Genomic DNA, 17,180 nt, shown 5'->3' on the forward strand with positions numbered 1-17,180 from the left:
GGGATGAAAACCATACTGGTTACAGGGACCTATGACACCAAAGACGAAGAACTGCACTATATCGCCGATGTAATCCGGGGACAGGGCGGCGATCTGCTGTCCATGGATGTGAGCGTACTCGGTGATCCGTCAAAACCAACGGACGTGTCCAAACATGCGGTGGCAGAGGCGGGCGGAAGCTCCATTCAGGCGGCCATCGACTCGGGCGATGAAAACACCGCGATGCAGATCATGGCGACCGGGGCCGCTGCCAAGGCGCTGGAGCTTTATCGCGCGGGACGGATCGACGGGGTGATCGTGCTGGGTGGCACGATGGGTACCGATCTGGCGCTGGATCTGTGCGCCGCACTACCGGTGGGCGTGCCGAAATACATCGTCTCAACCGTGTCCTTCTCGCCCCTGATGCCCCCAGAGCGACTGCCTGCGGATGTGCAGATGATCCTTTGGGCCGGTGGGCTTTATGGGCTGAACTCGATCTGCAAGGCCTCGCTCTCCCAAGCCGCTGGAGCGGTTCTGGGCGCAGCACAGGCGGTGGAGCCGCCCAAACGCGACCGGCCGCTGATTGGCATGACCAGCTTCGGCAAGACCGTGCTGCGTTACATGGTGACCCTGAAACCGGCGCTGGAAGAACGCGGCTTCGAGGTAGCGGTATTCCACGCCACCGGCATGGGCGGGCGCGCATTCGAAAGCCTCGCGGCTGAGGGCGCTTTTGCGGCGGTGATGGATTTCGCCCCGCAGGAGGTGGCCAATCACCTGTTTGGCGGGCTCTCGGCGGGTGAAGACCGGATGACCAATGCGGGCCGCGCGGGCATTCCGCAGCTGGTGGCACCCGGCTGCTATGATCTGGTGGACGTGGTGGGCTGGCAGCCGTTGCCGGAACACTTCCGGGATCGCCCCGTCCATGCCCATAACCGCCTGCTGACCTCCGCCGTGCTGAACGCGGATGAGCGGCGGCAGGTGGCGCGCGCGTTAGCAGACAAACTGTCAAAGGCAAGCGCGCCGGTGGCCTTCCTGCTGCCGCGCGGAGGCTGCAATGAATGGGACCGGCCCGATGGTGACCTGCACGATGCCTCAAGTTTGGCCGCCTTCTGCGCCGAGGTCGAGGCCACATTGCCGGAAAACGCAGACCTGCACGCGCTGGATGCGCATATCAATGACGCCGACTTCAGCGCGCGCGTGCTTGAAATATTCGACGACTGGGTGGCGCGTGGGGTGATCGCCGCTCAGGCATAGACCCCTTCGGCGGCGGCGCGGATATCGCGGATGTTTTTGCCATAAGCCGTTGGATCACCAACCGAGCCTCCCCGGAACACCGCCGATCCCGCGACCAGCACGTCGGCCCCGGCCTGCGCCACCAATGGCGCGGTCTTGGCATCGACGCCGCCATCGATCTCTATATGCACCGGGCGGTCGCCGATCATCGCGCGCAGCGCGCGGATCTTGGCGCTCATGTCGATGAACTTCTGACCGCCGAAACCGGGGTTCACGGTCATCACGCAGATTAGATCGGTCAGGTCCAGCAGATGCGCCACCGCCTCAGCAGGCGTGCCGGGGTTGAGTGCGACACCGGCCTTGGCACCCGTCGCGCGGATGGCTTGCAGCGTGCGGTGAATATGCGGTCCGGCCTCCACATGGGCGGTGATCACATCCGCGCCCGCCTGCGCGAAAGCGTCGATATAGGGATCAACCGGCGCGATCATCAGATGCACATCCATCACGCCCTTGATATGTTTGCGGATCGCCGCGCAGGTCGCCGGGCCAAAGGTGATGTTGGGCACGAAATGCCCATCCATCACATCCACATGCACCCAATCCGCGCCCTGCGCCTCGATCGCTTCGCATTCGGCCCCGAAATTGGCGAAATCGGCGGCGAGGATCGACGGGGCGATCTTGATATTGCGGTCAAAGCTCATTGCGGCACCTCGGGATCTGGTTTTGGCAGGCATATATAGGCTGCCTGCGCGGGGCGATAGGGGGTGGTGGGGAATTTGTCGCGCTCATGCCCGATAGAACAGATAGCGGTCCCTGGCGATCGTGTCCGGGCCGCTGATCTGCTCGAACCCCACAAGCGGCTGACCCGAGACCAGCAGCGCGCCGGGCGCGAGAACCCGCGCGATCAGCGGGCTGAGCCGGGCGGCCTCGGCCACGTCCTCTTCCTTGATTCCGCGTCCGAAATCGTAGTGGGCCAGGATGATCTGCGCGCCTTCATTGGCAAGATGATTGAGCATTACCTCGGCCTCGCCCTGCAAGAAATCCGCCTCGGGTGGCGTACAGGAGGGGTGGCAGGCCAGCACCCGGTCCATCACGCGAATACGGCGGTCGGGAAGGATTTCGCGCAGGTGGTCATAGGTGCGGCCATTGCCCAGCCCCATGTCCAGCACCTCTCCGGGATGGCCTGCGATCTGCGCCACCGCCCAGTTCAGCCCGTCGCGCTGGGCGCTCAGCCTGCGCAGCATCGAATCCAGTCGGCTCATATCTTGGCGTCCTTCATTGTCTTGGCGTGGTCCACGGCACGCCCGGTCCTTTGATCAGCCGTGTCACGATGTCCCGCGTGAACTGCCAGATCGCATCGTCATGGACAAGGTGGTGCGTCAGCAGGCCATAAGGTTCGTGATTGTCCGCGCGCCCGTCGCGCCGGTCCCGCAATTGCGTCGTGGCTTGAGCGATCAGCGCATCAGGGTCAGCCAGCCCGCGCGTGCCGCGCCAGTCGATCGGGTCGAGATGGGTGTTGATCCGGGTCAGCCCGGGGGCGGCCTCTTGTGCTTTGCGCGGGGTGAAGGTCGACAGCATGTTATAGCCCAGCAGCGGTAGCCCTGCGCTCACCGTATCCGAGATGCGGTTCCAGGGCGGCACGAACATCGAGGAGAGATCATCCCCAAACAGATCGCACATCCGGGCCAGACCGCGCTGGGCATCTTCTAGGGCGGCTTTGACAGGCCGACCGGCGCCAAATTCGGATTTTTTGGCATCAGGCTTCTGATGGTTGCGATGCGCCCAGCCATGCACCACCGGGATCAGGTTTTCGCGCCCGGAGAGATATGCCGCCAGTTCGGGAACCGCCGGTTCCGGTACCACCGCCAGATGCACCGGCAGCCCGGTTTCAACGGACAGGTCGTTCAGCCGGTCAAGCGCGGGTGAGGGTGCGGTGGCATCATCATCTCGCCACCAGAGCGGCAGGGTCAGGCCTGCGCGTTTCCACAGGGCCAGTTCGGCGTCGAGCGGGCTCCAATCATGTGTCATGGTTCCGACCCCAGTAGGGTTTCGACGATCTCGACGCTGCGCGTAGCACCATCGAACTGGCCGGTCGAGCCGGTCTGACGCGGCTGACGCGCGACCTGTCGGACCGACGCGGCGAGCGCTTCGGGGCTCAGCTCACCGCTGCGCAGCACCTCCATCGCGGGTTCACGGGCAAGGCTCTCGGCGCGTAGCCCCTGTTCGACCTCGTTGCCATCATCGAACGGAACCAGCACCGAGGGCGTACCCGCCTGCAGCAGGTCCAGCGCGGTGTTATAGCCGCACATGCTGACCGAGGCGGCGGCATGATAGAGCATCTGCCGGAAATCCGGGCGGGCTTTTTCCAGCGCTACATTTGCCAGATTATGCGCGCCCCGAAGGCTCGCAATGCGCTCAGCGGCATCTTTGCCCCCGACCAGCAGCCGCCAGTACAGATCTGGCGTTAATGCCGCTGCTCCAAGGGCAGCGCGATAGATCGGTGTCCCGACCGAGCCGCCTCCGGCGCTGACCAGTACTTCGCCATGGCCCGCTCCCTCGGGATGCGGGCCGGATGGGGGCGGGGCGACATAGCCGGTGTAATGCAGTTTGGCCCGCAGGGCGGGGGTGATCGGCCAGCTGACCTCAAGCGGGGTCAGGGCCGGGTCGGAATGGACCAGAACCCCACTATAGTGCTGCGCGATGATCTGTTCGGCCTTCTCGGCCTTGGCGGGTTTCGAAGGTGGCGCGAGGATGTCGCGGATCGAGGAGAGGATCATGGGCGCTTTGGGCAGCGTCGCGGCGGTGTCGAGAAAGGCGGTGAATTCGGCGCTGAGGATGCGTCTGCCGAAGGGGAACAATTCGGTGATGATGATATCGGGCTCGAACTGGCGCAGCGCGGTGCAGAGTGCGGCAGTGCGCGCGCTCAGATACTCAGGCGTGGCCGCTTGCCCGTTTTCGTCCAAGAGACGGGTGAAATCCACCCCGTCCGAGCGCAGGGGTGGCAGGTTCAGGGTGTTCAGGCCGTCATGGTTCAACTGCGGCGCTGGCATGCCGCCCGAGATCAGAAAGACCTGATGTCCCGCCGCGCCAAAGGCCCGGCCCAGCGTGAGCGCCCGGCTCAGATGGCCGGTGCCCAGCAGATGCGTGACGGCGATCAGCAGCTTCATTGCGGGGCGTCTCTGGCGGAAAGGCGGAGGGGTTCGGGCTCGGGCGTCAGGTCGGGCAGGGACAGGACATAGAGCCGGTTGCGTTTGATCCGGAACGGGGCGGGGCCGGAGAAATTCCACCCCCAGGCTTGCGCCAGCAGCACCCGCATCACGCCGATATGGCAAACCGCCAGCGTGTCGTTATCCAGCCTGTTGAGCCAGGGATGCAACCGGTCACGCAGCCGGGCCGGGTTTTCACCGCCTGGCGCGTGATAGTCCCAGCCCCAATCCTCGATATGGCGAAAGCCGCTATCGGGCGTGGCCAGCAGATCGGTGCCGCGCTGCCCCTCCCAGTCGCCCCAATCCATCTCGGTCAGCGCGGCAACCGGCTCCGGATCGCGGCCCGAGACGATCTGTGCGGTCTCGACCGCGCGGGCAAGCGGGCTTGAGCAGAGCTGTGCGTCTTGCCACTCGGCAGGCAGGCGGTACTGCATCAGGGTTGTGCGCGCCTCGTCATCCAGCGGAATATCGCTGCGCCCCTGAATGCGACCGGCGCGGTTCCACTCGGTATGACCGTGGCGCAGAAGGGCAAGTTTGGGCATCGCTCAGCCTTTCACCAGATCATCAAGCGTGTCGCGCAGGATGGCCGCCGCCGAGGGCAGCAGGTGGGTCCGCGCAATCATGGCACGAGCCCGCGCGCCCAGGTCGCGCCGCATCTGAGGCGTTTCACGCAAGTTTCTGATCCGTTGCACCAGCGCTTGCGGGCCTTCGCTTGGGTCTGGGTAGACCGCGGGCAACAAGATGTCACGGGTGCCGGGGCGGTCCTGAGCCACCACCGGCAGGCCCGCGGCCTGTGCTTCGAGATAGACCATGCCGAACGCCTCGTTTAGGCCGGGCCAGAAGAACAGCGCGGCGCGTCGATAGGCGTCTCGCATGGCGTTGGGGTCAAGCTGGCCCAGAAACCGCACCTTATCTCCAAACGGGGCCATCAGGTCTTCGACCTGGGATCGGGCAGGGCCGTCTCCTGCGATCTGCAACTGCCAGTCGCCCTCTAACAGGGCCAACGTTTCAGCAATCAGCGTATAAGAGGCCAGCTTGTCGCCCGCGCGCATCATCGCTGCCGTCAGCATCGGGCCATCCAGCGCGGCGGCGGGCGGCAGCGCCTCATCCGGCAGAAAGGGGGGCAGATGAACCAGCTTCTGGTCGCCAAAGCGCTCGCGCTCCAGCGTGATCAGATCATTGGCAGTGAGGTAGAAGATGGCATCAGCCGCGTCGCTGGCCTGATGTGCAGCCCGTGCGAACCCCGCCCAGGGGCCGGTGAGGCGACTGCTGGCGCGGGTGCTTTCGATCTGCACATAGGGAATATCGCGCACTTGGCTCACCGCCGGGCCGAGTAGGTCGGGGGATTTGTAATAGCTGTGATAGGTGACCCAGATCGCGGTCTCATCGGGCAGGTCGCGGATCAGACGCGCGGCTTCGTCCCGGGCCTTAGCGCGAAGCCCATTCTGTTTTGCGGCATCGCCGTGCTTGTCATAGATGCGCAGGTCCGAGACCAGATCAGGCTCGTACCCGGCGCGCTGCAGCACCCGCATCAGGTTGCGGGCCATTTCGCGATCGCCCGAGGGAACCGGGCTATGCGGCGATTTCATCGGTGCGTAGAACGCAGCGCGCGGCATGGGTCAGGCCGCCCCGCACAGATCGGACAACCGGGCGGACAGGCGGGTTATGCCGGGTGCCATGCCAAAGGCGTCGCGCAGGCGTTCGAGTGCGGCCTCGGCCATCTGTTGCGTCCCTGTGGGGTCAGCCGCCATCTGCGTGATGGCAGTTGCCAGCGATTGCGGATCATCTGCCACCAGCAGCCCATGGGTGCCGGACGTGATGAATTCGGGGATCGCCGAGACCGGAGTGGACAGGATCGCCAAACGCTGCGAGGCGGCTTCCATCAGTACATTGGGCAAGCCGTCGCGATCGCCATTGGCGGCGATGCGGCTGGGCAGCACAAACAGATCGGCCTGCCGCATAGCGGCGATCACCTCGGGCTGATCGCAGGCTCCGCGCCAGGTGATCCGGTCGGACAGGCCAAGCTGGTGCGCCTGCTCGGTCAGCTTGCCGGTCAGTTCGCCACCGCCGATATGGGTCCAGCGCCAGTCCAGATGATCCGGCAGCAGTGCAAATGCGTCCAGCAGCCGGTCAAACCCCTTCTTCTCGACCATGCGCCCGACCGAGAGCATATGAAACGGCGCGTTGGCGGCGCGGGGCGTGCGCGGATCGGGCAGCGGAAAGCGGGTCAGGTCCAGCCCATGATAGACCAGATCGACCCGCGTCGGGTCATCCGAGAGCGACCGCAGATGCCGCGCGCCAAAGGCGGTGCAGGTGGCCCCAAAGGCTGCTCCATGGCTCGCGGCGGTGAGTTTTTCGCGCAGCTCCCATTCCGGCGAGGTCCAGATATCCTTGGCATGGGCCGAAAAGCTCCAGGGCAGGCCGCGCATGATGGCGGCGTAGCGCGCCACCGACGAGGGCGTATGCAGGAAATGGGCGTAAAGCCCGTTTATCGTATCGGGCAGTTCGGCGGCTAGCACGCAGGCCTGTCCGAAGCGGCGGATGCGGTTGTGGGTCGGGTCGCGGCGCAGATCGGCGCGCCAGACACGCCAGGCCTCGGCATATCCGGGCAGAGCGGCGGCGATGGCGCGGGCGGCCCAGACCCGGTCCGGTTCCTGGTAGAGATATTCCGGCAGGTAGTGCACCGGGGCTTGCAGGCGGTCATGCAGCGGGTGGCGTTTCACATCCGTCGGGTGGCGTAGGGACCAGATGTCGAACCTTTGGCCCACCTCTTCCAGCGCAACAAGTTCCTGCGCGATGAAGGTCTCTGACAGGCGCGGCCAGCCCTTGACCAGCACCGCCAGCTTTGGCGGGGTGTGGCTCATTCGGCGGCCTGCTCGCCCACTTCACCCAGCAGAACCGCCACCCGGTGAGTGACGTAATCCAGCCCGTCCAGCAACCCGTCACGGATCGCCTGCGAGGGCAGGGGTTGCTGCGGCAATTCGCGAATGGCGCGGATCATCGCCTCGGGCGACAGCCCGTCGCGTTTTTCGTCCAGCATGCGGATCAGGCCCAGCTGTTCAGCCCGCGAGGCGCGCAGCCATTGTTCCATACGCGGCACCATGCGCGGCACGATGACGGCGCGGCTGTCAAAGGACAGTACCTCACAGAACGTATTGTAGCCGCCCATGCAGATCACACCGGCGGCCCCGGCAAACAGCGTTTCGATCTGGGATTCGAACCCCACCGCCGTCACCCGCCCGTTCAGCGCGGCGACGCGGGCCTCGAACTCAGCGCGCAGATCGCCCGATAGGAAAGGGCCATAGACCAGCACGGCACGCGGCTTGAGGTCGGGGTCCTGTTCATAGGCACTGAGCACAAGATTGACCAAGGCGCGGCCATCGCCGCCGCCGCCGGGAGTTACCAGCACATAGGGCTGTTCGGGGGGCTCGTCGGTGCTGCCCAATTCGCGCCGCAGATAGCCGGTCCAGTGCATCCTTGCCTGTGCCGCGTTGGACAGCGGCAGCCCGGCTGTCGGATCATAGATGGAACGCAGGCCATAGACCCAGATCTCGTGATAGAAACGCTCGGTTGCGGCAACCGCATCCTTGCGCTCCCATTCGGCGGCCAGCACATCGGGTGCGTCCAGAACATCGCGCAGCCCCAGCACCAGCCGCGTGCGGCCCTGTCGCAGCAGCTTTTCAAGGGTCGGCAGCAACTCGCCGCGGAATCCGGTCGGTTCCTTGTCGACGATCAGGATATCGGGGTCATATTGCTCGGCGGTGGTCTGAATCAGCCGCGCGCGCAGTTCGGTGACCTCTTCGATGCCCATGCCGATGGTGCGCGAGGCGTAAGAGCCGTCGCTGCGTTTGGTCACGCCGGGCAGGCGCACATGATCGACGCGCCGCGGGAAGGTGAAACGCCCGGCAATGGGCGATCCGGTCAGGATCAGCGCCGAGGCGCTGGGTTGCGCGGCGGTGATCGCGGCGGCGAGCGCGCGCGACCGGCGTAGATGGCCCAAACCAAACGTATCATGGCTATAGAGCATGATGCGTGGCGCGCGCCCGGTTTCGTCGTGTGTGCTGCCCCAGTTCATGCCTTGCCTAAAGCCTCAGATCAGCTTCGGTTTTGTCAAAAACGCCCTTGATGTCAAACAAAACCGCCCCCGGACGGCCAAGTGCGCGAATTTTCGGCGCGCCCATGTCGACGAATTGACGATGGCCGACAGCCACAATGATTGCGTCATAGCTGCCGGCTTCGGGCGCGGGTGTCACATCGAACCCGTATTCCTGCTTGATCGCCTCGGCATCTGCCCAGGGGTCATGCAGATCGACGGTGACGGAGTAATCCTGCAACTCGGTCAGGATATCGGCCACACGTGTGTTGCGGATATCGGTGCAGTTTTCCTTGAAGGTGAAACCCATGACCAGAACCCGCGCCGTGCTTGGGTTGATCTGACGCGCCAGCATCAGCTTGATCAGCTCGGCGACCACATGGCGGCCCATCGTATCGTTGATGCGGCGCCCGGCCAGGATCACCTCGGGGTGATAACCTGCCTGCTCGGCGCGATAGGTCAGGTAATAGGGGTCGACCCCGATGCAATGCCCGCCGACAAGTCCGGGCTTGAAAGGCAGGAAGTTCCACTTCGTGCCCGCCACCTCCAGCACCTCCAGCGTATCAAGGCCCAGGCGTGAGAATATCAGCGAGAACTCGTTGACCAGGGCGATATTGATGTCGCGCTGGGTGTTCTCGATCACCTTTGCAGCTTCGGCTGTCTTGATCGAGCTGGCCCGGTGCACGCCCGCCTTGATCACCGGCGCATAGATCGCCTCGACCCGGTCCAGTGTGGCCTCATCCTGCGCCGAGATTACCTTGATCAGGCTTTCCAGCCCATGCGCCGCATCGCCGGGATTGACCCGTTCTGGCGAGTATCCCAGTCGGATATCATCATAGAGCCGCAGCCCGCTCTCTTCGGCCAGCAGCGGGCCGCAGACCTCTTCGGTCACACCGGGATAGACGGTGGATTCCAGGATCACCAGATCGCCGGGCACAAGATGCGGCGCGATCATCCGGCAGGCAGCACGCAAAGGGCCAAGGTCCGGCGTCTTGGCGGGGGTGATCGGGGTTGGTATTCCAAGGATGTAAGTGGTGCAATCGGCCAGATCCGCAGGGTCGGCTGACAAATGCGCGCTGGTTTCCCGCAAGCTCTGGCCCGAGACTTCACCGGCCCGGTCGTGGCCGCTCAACAGCGCGGTGACATGGGCCTGGTCGATATCGAAGCCCAACGTGTCAAAGCCCGCGCGCGCCAGCCCGAGCGCCAGCGGCAGCCCAACATAGCCAAGGCCCAGAACGGCAATTTTTTCCCCTGCGGTTTGGCCTGTCACGCTGTTGATCTCCGACGGCAATCTGTTTGTTTCCGGCGCCCGCGCTCGCCACCGCGCCCTGTTAGTCAAAAGCCCGGGCTTTGGAAACTCGAAACCGACATAGGCGATCCAAGCTGTGGCCTCAATACACGCTCGCGCAGCGGTGCTTCCATGTCATTTGAACAGTGCAACACAGTCCTGTAACGTCCTGTCAGTAAACAATTCCGGAAGTCACGATCCCATGATCCGCATTCTGTTCTGCCTGGCCTTGTCTGTGTGGCTGTCGCTGGCCCTGACCGGGCCGTCTCGGGCGCAGTTATCCTATTTGCCCGGGGTGTCGTCATCGGAAGAGATCGCGACCACCACCGAGGGGGATCTGGCCACCGCGATCCGCAACGCGTCAGAAGCTGGTGCAAGCGTGATCGTGATCGACAGTACCGGCAGGCTGGTCAGCGCTTCGGGCAACACCGAAGCCGACACGGCTGAAAACGCCGATCCGATGGCCGAAGGCTCGCAGCTGATGAAGGCGCAGGAGCGGTTCTCGGAATTCCGCAAGTCATTGGATTCGCGGCTGGAAGCACTGCCCTATTCGATCTTCGAAGTGCAGTACATCCTGCGGCAGACCAGCCCGGACGGGCGCATCATGACCTATGCTGAGGTGCTGTTCTGGAACGTGCTTTTGCTGCTTGTCGGGCGCTGGCTGTCGGTCGAGATCTACGGCAAGCGGATCGCGAAACGCTATGTGGTCGCGCGGATCAAGGAGGACCCGCAGGGCTTTCGCGACAAGATGCCGTTCCTGGTCTATCGCTTCCTCATGGGGATCGGTGGCACCGTGTTTGCGATGCTCTTTGCGGCGATCATCGGGTATCTGATCTTTGGTCCCACCGACGATATCTCGATCCAGTTTTCGGTGACGGCGATTTTCACCGCCTATTTCCTGTCGCGCACGATCTCGGATCTGTGGCGCATGATTCTGTCGCCCTACCTGTCGCAATATCGCCTGCCGCCGTTTTCGGATCGTGATGCCAAGCGGCTGTATATCTGGGCGAGCTTTGTGGCGACCTATGATGTTTCAGCGGTGCTGTTTTCTACCTGGGTCGCTGATTTCGGGCTGAACTACAACGTCTATGCGATGGTCTACGGCGTGCTCTCATTGGTCGGAGCGCTGGCCAATATTTTGATGGTGCTGTTCAATGCGCGCGCGATTTCCCATGCGATCCGGGGGGGCAGAGCGATTGAGCAGGTATCTTTTCTGCTGCGGCTGATCTCGTTTGCCTGGGCCCCGGTGATCCTGCTTTATATCGTGTTCGGCTGGTTCGATCTGGCGCTTGATCTGGTTCTGGAAAAACCCTCACCGATCCCGCTGATCGCCGGAACCTATGCGATCTTCATGTCCGTGGTGGTGGCTTATGGCGCAATGAACTACCTGCTGGAGCGGTATTTTGCCCGCTCGCGCCATGTGCAGCAGATCAACGAGGAACTGGCAATTGCAGATGCCGAAGAGGATTGGGAAGAAGAGGTTCCCGCCCCCAAGGCCCACCCGATCGCCACTTACGAAGATCTGGCCCGCCGCGTCGCAGGGGCGCTTGCCTTTGTGGTTGGTGCCTATGCGCTGGTGGTGATCTGGTATCCCGATGCCAGCTGGACTGAGGACCTGCCGGTCGAACGGGCGCTGGATGTGATGGTGATCCTGTTCATCGGGTATATCGTCTATCATTTCTTCCGTATCTGGATCGACAGCAAGATCGCCGAGGAAACCGTCGATGCAGGAGAGGCCGAACTGGGCGATGAAGGCGGCGGCAGCAGCGCATCGCGGCTGGCGACGCTTCTGCCTCTGTTTCGCGGGGCAATCCTGGCGGTGGTCGTTGTGACGATCACGCTTATTGCTTTGATGGAATTGGGCATCAATGTCAGCCCGCTCTTCGCCGGTGCCGGTGTGGTTGGTCTGGCCGTTGGTTTCGGGGCGCAGACCCTGGTGCGCGACATCTTTTCAGGGGCGTTCTTTCTGGTCGATGATGCGTTCCGCAAGGGCGAATACATCGATATCGGTGAGGTGAAGGGGACGGTCGAAAAGATCTCGGTCCGCTCGTTCCAATTGCGCCACCACCTGGGCGCGCTCAACACCATTCCTTTCGGCGAGATCAAGGTGCTGACTAACTATTCCCGCGATTGGGTCATCATGAAGCTGCCGTTGCGGGTGACCTATGACACCGATGTGGAACGGGTACGCAAACTGATCAAGAACCTCGGAAAAGAGCTGCTGACAGACCCGGTGATCGGTGAGAACTTCATCCAGCCCCTTAAATCGCAGGGGGTGATCGAGATGCAGGATTCGGCGATGATCATCCGGGTCAAGTTCATGACCAAGCCGGGCGATCAATGGTTGGTGCGCAAGAAGGTGTTCGAGGAAATCCGCGCGCTCTTTGAACGCGAAGGCATCCGTTTTGCGCATCGCGAGGTGACGGTGCGGCTCGCCGATGGCAAAAAGGAAGAAGAACTGTCACCAAACCAGAAAGAGGCCGTGACAGGCGCGGTACAGGCGGCGATCGACGAGGATTATCTGGACGATATTGGACCGGGCGGCGGCGATGGTCCCTGACCATCGCTTTTGCAAATGCCTCTGATGGGCTCTTCTGCTGGTCCGGGCGCGGCGAGCGTTTTTTGTTCAAGCCACGCGCGGCACCTTGCGACTTCCCTCGGGATATCCTTTCAAATCCAGAAATCGCCGATCGCGTCCGTAACCTGATCATCGTCGCGCTCAAGATAAACGATATCGACATCGCGATCGAACTCTGACGCCACACCCTCCACAAGTATCCTTTGCTCGCCGTCGTTTTGGACCCGGATCAGAACATCTGATCCGGCGGTCACTACCTCGACGTCCGCTTCCGTGACGCCGATCAACCAGATCGCATCCCAATCGATCTCAAAATCGCTGATCGTGTCATCACCGAAAGCTCCGTTGAACAGGAACGTATCGGGTGCGCCGTCATAGGAGACATTCAGAGATGTGTTGCCGGAGATCGTGTCGTTTCCACGACCGCCAATGATAAAATCAGCGCCTTCGCCGCCCTGAACCGTGTCATCATTTGCATTTCCAAACACCAGATCGACGCCGCCGCCGCCTTGCGCAAAGTCGTTTCCTTCGCCGCCCAGAATCGTGTCTCCGCCATTTTGCCCAAACAGCCTGTCTGTACCACCGGCCCCTTCCAGAAGATCTGCTCCATCGCCGCCGAAGATACGGTCGCAACCTGAGTCACCGACAATCGTATCGGCCCCGGTAAGTCCGCGCAGCCCGTCGCTTCCCGCGCCACCAAAGATGAGATCGGCCCCGTCGCCACCGTTGATCTGATCTTTCCCCTTGGCACCGAACAACAGGTCCTGCCCGGTTCCGCCTTCGATCAGATCATGTCCGGTTCCACCCCCTATGGTGTCATCGCCCTGTTGGCCACGCAGACTGTCATTGCCCTTGCCGCCCCAGATGGTGTCATTCCCGCCCAGCCCCTCGAAACTGTCATTGCCGCCAAAACCACGCAACTTGTCGGCAAAGGTCGCGCCGATAAAGACATCATCGAAATCGTTCCCGACATAGTCCCATTGAGTCGGGCCAAGCAGATTCTCGACAAAGGTCTGCTCGATCGCGGCGGTGTTCAACGTATTCAGCGTTGGCCCGTAATCAGTGACATGCCAGCTGTTGCCGTCATTGTCAGTTGCCATGAAGCTTGACACCCGCCCGGTATAGCGCCCGTCACCTGTAAGACCGAAGCCGCTGCCAAAGACGACCATCGTGATCGAAGACGTGGAATCAAATCCGCCCTGAAACGGCCCGAGCGTGGCGACGCTGTCACTCACGACAACAAAACTCTCTTTTTGCAGGGCGAGGCCCCTTACAAAATTGGGGCCGCCGAAATCACCAGTGCGAATAATCCTTGCCACGTCTCAATTCTCCCGTTTTGAGCAACTATTAAAAAACCATCGTTGACTGTTCTTGGAAATTGCTTTTACGTGTTGAGCAGTTCACATTTTTATTGCATGCATGAGTTGTAAGGGCCACCTATACAACGATCCTTAGCCTCCGGGCAAAGCCCTGATTCACCTATGTAATCCGCGCGCCGGCCGGCTCCTCTGCGCTCAGAACCACTGTCCGGGTTCCATCAGCCCCAGATCCAGCAATTGGCGGGAATGCCATTCAAAGGGAGTTGAATTGTGCCAGTGGAAACTGTGGATATCGAATTTTGATCCGGGATTGCGCTTCAACGCCTTGGCGGTGCGGAAGGAACAGATCGCCGCCGTCAGGTTATGGTGCCATGGGCAGGCATAGGTGTTGTATTCCTGCTCGGCAAAGGTGTGATTTGGGCGCAGTTCCAGACCGGGTGCGGATTTGAACAGGGCGATCCGGTCGATCTTGCGGCTGTCTTTTGGGATGTGCTCTTCAAACCGCCAACGCACGCCGCCGAAGAAATCCAACTGGCGTTCCCTCGGTTGTCCGGTGACCGGGTCGGTTCGGGCAAGGGCGTAGTAGCCTGATTTGTCCAGATGTGCCCGATCCAGCGACACGCCGTTGGGCGCATGCCCCAGATCGTCGGCATAAAGGTCGATCACATAGGTCAGCATGGCGTCGCGGCGCTCTTCCTGGTGGAAGGCCAGCATCTCGCCCACGCTGCGGGTCTCGCAAAACGGATAGAATAGGTATTCCGCATTATAGCAGTAATACATCCAGCGCCCCGGTGTGGCTGCGATCACCTTGTTGACGGCGGCGGTGACCGCGCCGTCGGGGCCGCAGTCGAAGCTGATGCGATGCACCCGCGACTCGACATCCTGAGGCAGTGAAAACGCATCCGGCATCAGCGCCAGGACCGTTCCAAAGCCGCATTGCAGGTGATGGCGTAACGTCGTTGCGACCTCGACGTCATCCTCGACGAAGATCATCGCCAGCGGCGCGGTCCCCGGCAGGGCGGTGTCCTGTTCCAGAAATCGGTCGAGAGTAGGGTGCTGCATCAGGGTCCTGTGATTTGCCGCGCTGGCATGCTGGCACAAATTCGGTTAATTGCAGCCGCATTGCAAGCGATGCGCGTTGCGTATAGACGCCTGCGTCGATCCCGCCAGTGCAAAGGCAATGCCCGATGTCCAAACCCAAAAAACTATTCATCAAGACCTATGGCTGTCAGATGAACGTCTATGACAGCGAACGCATGGCAGAGGCGCTGGGCGGGCAGGGCTATGTCGAAACCCAATGCGCCGATGACGCCGACATGATCCTGTTGAACACCTGCCATATTCGCGAGAAGGCGGCGGAAAAGGTCTATTCCGAGCTTGGCCGCTTCAAGGGGCTGAAGGCGGAAAAACCCGATCTGAAAATCGGCGTTGCGGGTTGCGTGGCGCAGGCCGAGGGCGAAGAGATCATGCGCCGTCAGCCTCTGGTCGATCTGGTTGTCGGCCCGCAAAGCTATCACCGCCTGCCCGAGATGGAGGCCAAGACCCGCCAGGGCGGCAAGGCTCTGAACACGGATTTTCCCGAAGAGGACAAGTTCGAGCAGTTAAAGAAGCGCCCCAAGGCGAAACGCGGTCCCACCGCTTTTTTGACCGTGCAGGAAGGCTGCGACAAGTTCTGCGCCTTCTGCGTGGTACCCTATACCCGTGGGGCCGAGGTCAGCCGCCCGGTTGATCGCATCCTGAGCGAGGCCCGCGATCTGGTCGAACGCGGCGTGCGCGAGATCACGCTGCTGGGCCAGAACGTCAACGCCTATCACGGTGCCGGGCCAGCGGGCGACATGACTCTGGCGCAACTGATCTGGCAGTTGGACAAGATCGACGGGCTGGAACGCATCCGCTTCACCACCTCGCACCCCAATGACATGAACGATGACCTGATCGAGGCGCATGGCACATGTGACAAGTTGATGCCTTATCTGCATCTGCCGGTGCAATCGGGCTCAGACCGAATCCTCAAGCGCATGAACCGCTCACACACCGCCGAAAGCTATCTGCGGTTGATTGAACGCATCCGCGCGGCGCGGCCCGATATCCTGATGTCGGGCGATTTCATTGTCGGTTTCCCCGAAGAGAGCGAGGCGGATTTTCAGGCCACGCTCGATCTGGTGGAAGAGGTCAAATATGGCTACGCCTATTCCTTCAAATACTCGACCCGGCCCGGAACGCCAGCGGCGGAGCGTCCCCAGGTCGACCCGGCTGAGGCCGATGATCGCCTACAGCGTCTGCAAGCCCTGATCACAAGGGATCAACGATCTGTTCAGGATTCGATGGTAGGTCGTGAGGTCAAGGTCCTGTTTGAAAAGCCCGGACGTCTTCCGGGGCAGATGGGGGGCAAGTCAGACTATCTGCATGCGGTGCATGTCGATGACGCCGATGTCGAGATCGGTGATCTGCGCCGCGTGCGCATCGTTGACTCGGCAGCAAATTCCCTGCGGGGCGTTCTGGCATAAAAACGCCGCCGCGCCGTAAATGGCGTTGTGGTGGCAGTGTACAGGTTGTGTTTTTTGCGCTACACCGGCCCAGATGTAGTAGTCTACGTGTGGCAGGGCAGGTAAAGCGATGCGCTGGTCAATCAAGTGCGAAACTTCGAGTATGTGAGGGGGCTCACGATGAACAAATGGAAATCCGTTCTGGGATTCAAAGCGATCCCGGCAATCCTGTTGGCGGCCAGCGCTGCGGGTTCCGCCCTTGCGGGTAATGTGCAATCGCCCTTGCAGGACCCGGTTGTCGATGCGCCGGAGCCGCCGAACTGGGACGGGTTTTATGCAGGTGGCTCCCTCGGCTACGGGTTCGGTTTTGAAGACAGGTTTGGCGTCTCGCGCAATGGCGGAGGAGCTGAAAGCCTTGGCGACATGGAGCCCGATGGCCTTTACGGGGGGGTGCGTGGCGGTTGGCGCGATTCTATTCGATTTGCCACGGGACGTCAGTACGTTTACGGATTCGAGGTCGGCTACGATGTTGCCAGTATTGAGGATTCCGTCACTGGCGATGCGCTTGGCGCGACCCTCGAAGGGCGTTCGGAAATCAAGGATATGTTCGCCCTGCGCTTCAAGGGCGGGATCACCAATCGTTCTGGCAGGACGCTGTATTTCAGTTCCATCGGGTATGTGAATTCAGAGGTCGAAACCAGTATCGACAGCAGCGCCGGGGGTGGCACGCTCTCGGGTGCAAGCGACGACCGCCGCGATGGATATGCGATCGGGGTGGGGGTCGAGCACAAGCTGACCGAGCAATTGTCGCTCACCGGGGAATACGAATACGTCAACCTGAACTCCAAATCCGTCCAGGTGACGGATGACGTTACGACCAAGTCAACGCCAGGATTTCATGGCTTGAGGCTTGGGCTGAATTTTCGGTTCTGATCAGCTGGGGGTGCAGCGCAACAATCGGGCTGCACTACCACGATTTGTTTCAGCGAGATGAAAAA

General features: G+C 61.8%; 15 protein-coding genes. 4 read left to right on the forward strand and 11 right to left on the reverse strand.

The annotated features are described in order from the left end of the window. Positions 1-3: 3 nt before the first annotated feature. Positions 4-1,233, forward strand: coding sequence for a Tm-1-like ATP-binding domain-containing protein (locus Q5Y75_RS15375; protein ID WP_306199013.1), 1,230 nt, complete (start codon positions 4-6; stop codon positions 1,231-1,233). On the opposite strand, the gene rpe is transcribed toward Q5Y75_RS15375, so the two are convergent. From rpe to Q5Y75_RS15420, 9 genes are all read right to left on the reverse strand, one after another. Then, positions 1,224-1,913, reverse strand: a complete 690-nt coding sequence (gene rpe, locus Q5Y75_RS15380) for a ribulose-phosphate 3-epimerase (protein WP_306199015.1) — start codon at positions 1,911-1,913, stop codon at positions 1,224-1,226. The two genes, Q5Y75_RS15375 and rpe, sit on opposite strands and share 10 nt — an antisense overlap. Positions 1,914-1,997: 84 nt before the next feature. Next, positions 1,998-2,474, reverse strand: a complete 477-nt coding sequence (locus Q5Y75_RS15385; RefSeq protein ID WP_306199017.1) for a class I SAM-dependent methyltransferase — start codon at positions 2,472-2,474, stop codon at positions 1,998-2,000. A gap of 13 nt (positions 2,475-2,487) precedes the next feature. Next, entirely contained in the window at positions 2,488-3,240 is a 753-nt protein-coding gene (locus Q5Y75_RS15390) for a polysaccharide deacetylase family protein (protein WP_306199018.1), read from the reverse strand. Further along, positions 3,237-4,379, reverse strand: coding sequence for a glycosyltransferase family protein (locus Q5Y75_RS15395; RefSeq protein WP_306199020.1), 1,143 nt, complete (start codon positions 4,377-4,379; stop codon positions 3,237-3,239). Before Q5Y75_RS15395 ends, Q5Y75_RS15390 begins: the two co-directional genes overlap by 4 nt. Next, positions 4,376-4,960: a histidine phosphatase family protein gene (locus tag Q5Y75_RS15400; protein ID WP_306199022.1), complete on the reverse strand. Its 585-nt coding sequence runs from the start codon at positions 4,958-4,960 to the stop codon at positions 4,376-4,378. The genes Q5Y75_RS15395 and Q5Y75_RS15400 overlap by 4 nt, the downstream gene beginning before the upstream one ends. A 3-nt stretch (positions 4,961-4,963) precedes the next feature. After that, entirely contained in the window at positions 4,964-6,034 is a 1,071-nt protein-coding gene (locus Q5Y75_RS15405) for a glycosyltransferase family 4 protein (RefSeq protein WP_306199024.1), read from the reverse strand. Between the two features lie 3 nt (positions 6,035-6,037). Beyond that, positions 6,038-7,282: a glycosyltransferase family 4 protein gene (locus Q5Y75_RS15410; protein ID WP_306199026.1), complete on the reverse strand. Its 1,245-nt coding sequence runs from the start codon at positions 7,280-7,282 to the stop codon at positions 6,038-6,040. Beyond that, positions 7,279-8,493, reverse strand: a complete 1,215-nt coding sequence (locus Q5Y75_RS15415) for a glycosyltransferase family protein (RefSeq protein WP_306199028.1) — start codon at positions 8,491-8,493, stop codon at positions 7,279-7,281. The genes Q5Y75_RS15410 and Q5Y75_RS15415 overlap by 4 nt, the downstream gene beginning before the upstream one ends. Before the next feature lie 7 nt (positions 8,494-8,500). Continuing rightward, complete coding sequence (locus tag Q5Y75_RS15420; protein WP_306199029.1) at positions 8,501-9,781, reverse strand: nucleotide sugar dehydrogenase; 1,281 nt, start codon at positions 9,779-9,781, stop codon at positions 8,501-8,503. Between the two features lie 220 nt (positions 9,782-10,001). Here Q5Y75_RS15420 and Q5Y75_RS15425 point away from each other — a divergent pair, with 220 nt between their 5' ends. Beyond that, the gene (locus tag Q5Y75_RS15425; RefSeq protein ID WP_306199030.1) at positions 10,002-12,359 is read left to right on the forward strand and encodes a mechanosensitive ion channel family protein; all 2,358 of its coding nucleotides are present in this window, start codon (positions 10,002-10,004) and stop codon (positions 12,357-12,359) included. Positions 12,360-12,469: 110 nt separating this feature from the next. Here Q5Y75_RS15425 and Q5Y75_RS15430 read toward each other — a convergent pair whose 3' ends face one another. Together Q5Y75_RS15430 and Q5Y75_RS15435 are read right to left on the reverse strand one after the other, a co-directional pair. Next, on the reverse strand, positions 12,470-13,696 hold the full coding sequence (locus Q5Y75_RS15430) for a calcium-binding protein (protein ID WP_306199032.1): 1,227 nt from the start codon (positions 13,694-13,696) through the stop codon (positions 12,470-12,472). A gap of 195 nt (positions 13,697-13,891) precedes the next feature. Further along, entirely contained in the window at positions 13,892-14,758 is an 867-nt protein-coding gene (locus Q5Y75_RS15435) for a hypothetical protein (protein WP_306199034.1), read from the reverse strand. A 125-nt stretch (positions 14,759-14,883) separates the two neighbouring features. Here Q5Y75_RS15435 and miaB point away from each other — a divergent pair, with 125 nt between their 5' ends. Next, on the forward strand, positions 14,884-16,203 hold the full coding sequence (gene miaB, locus Q5Y75_RS15440) for a tRNA (N6-isopentenyl adenosine(37)-C2)-methylthiotransferase MiaB (RefSeq protein ID WP_306199036.1): 1,320 nt from the start codon (positions 14,884-14,886) through the stop codon (positions 16,201-16,203). Positions 16,204-16,362: 159 nt separating this feature from the next. Continuing rightward, positions 16,363-17,115: an outer membrane protein gene (locus tag Q5Y75_RS15445; RefSeq protein ID WP_306199038.1), complete on the forward strand. Its 753-nt coding sequence runs from the start codon at positions 16,363-16,365 to the stop codon at positions 17,113-17,115. Positions 17,116-17,180 lie beyond the last annotated feature (65 nt).

The organism is Ruegeria discodermiae, assembly GCF_030758345.1.
GTDB lineage: Bacteria > Pseudomonadota > Alphaproteobacteria > Rhodobacterales > Rhodobacteraceae > Ruegeria_C.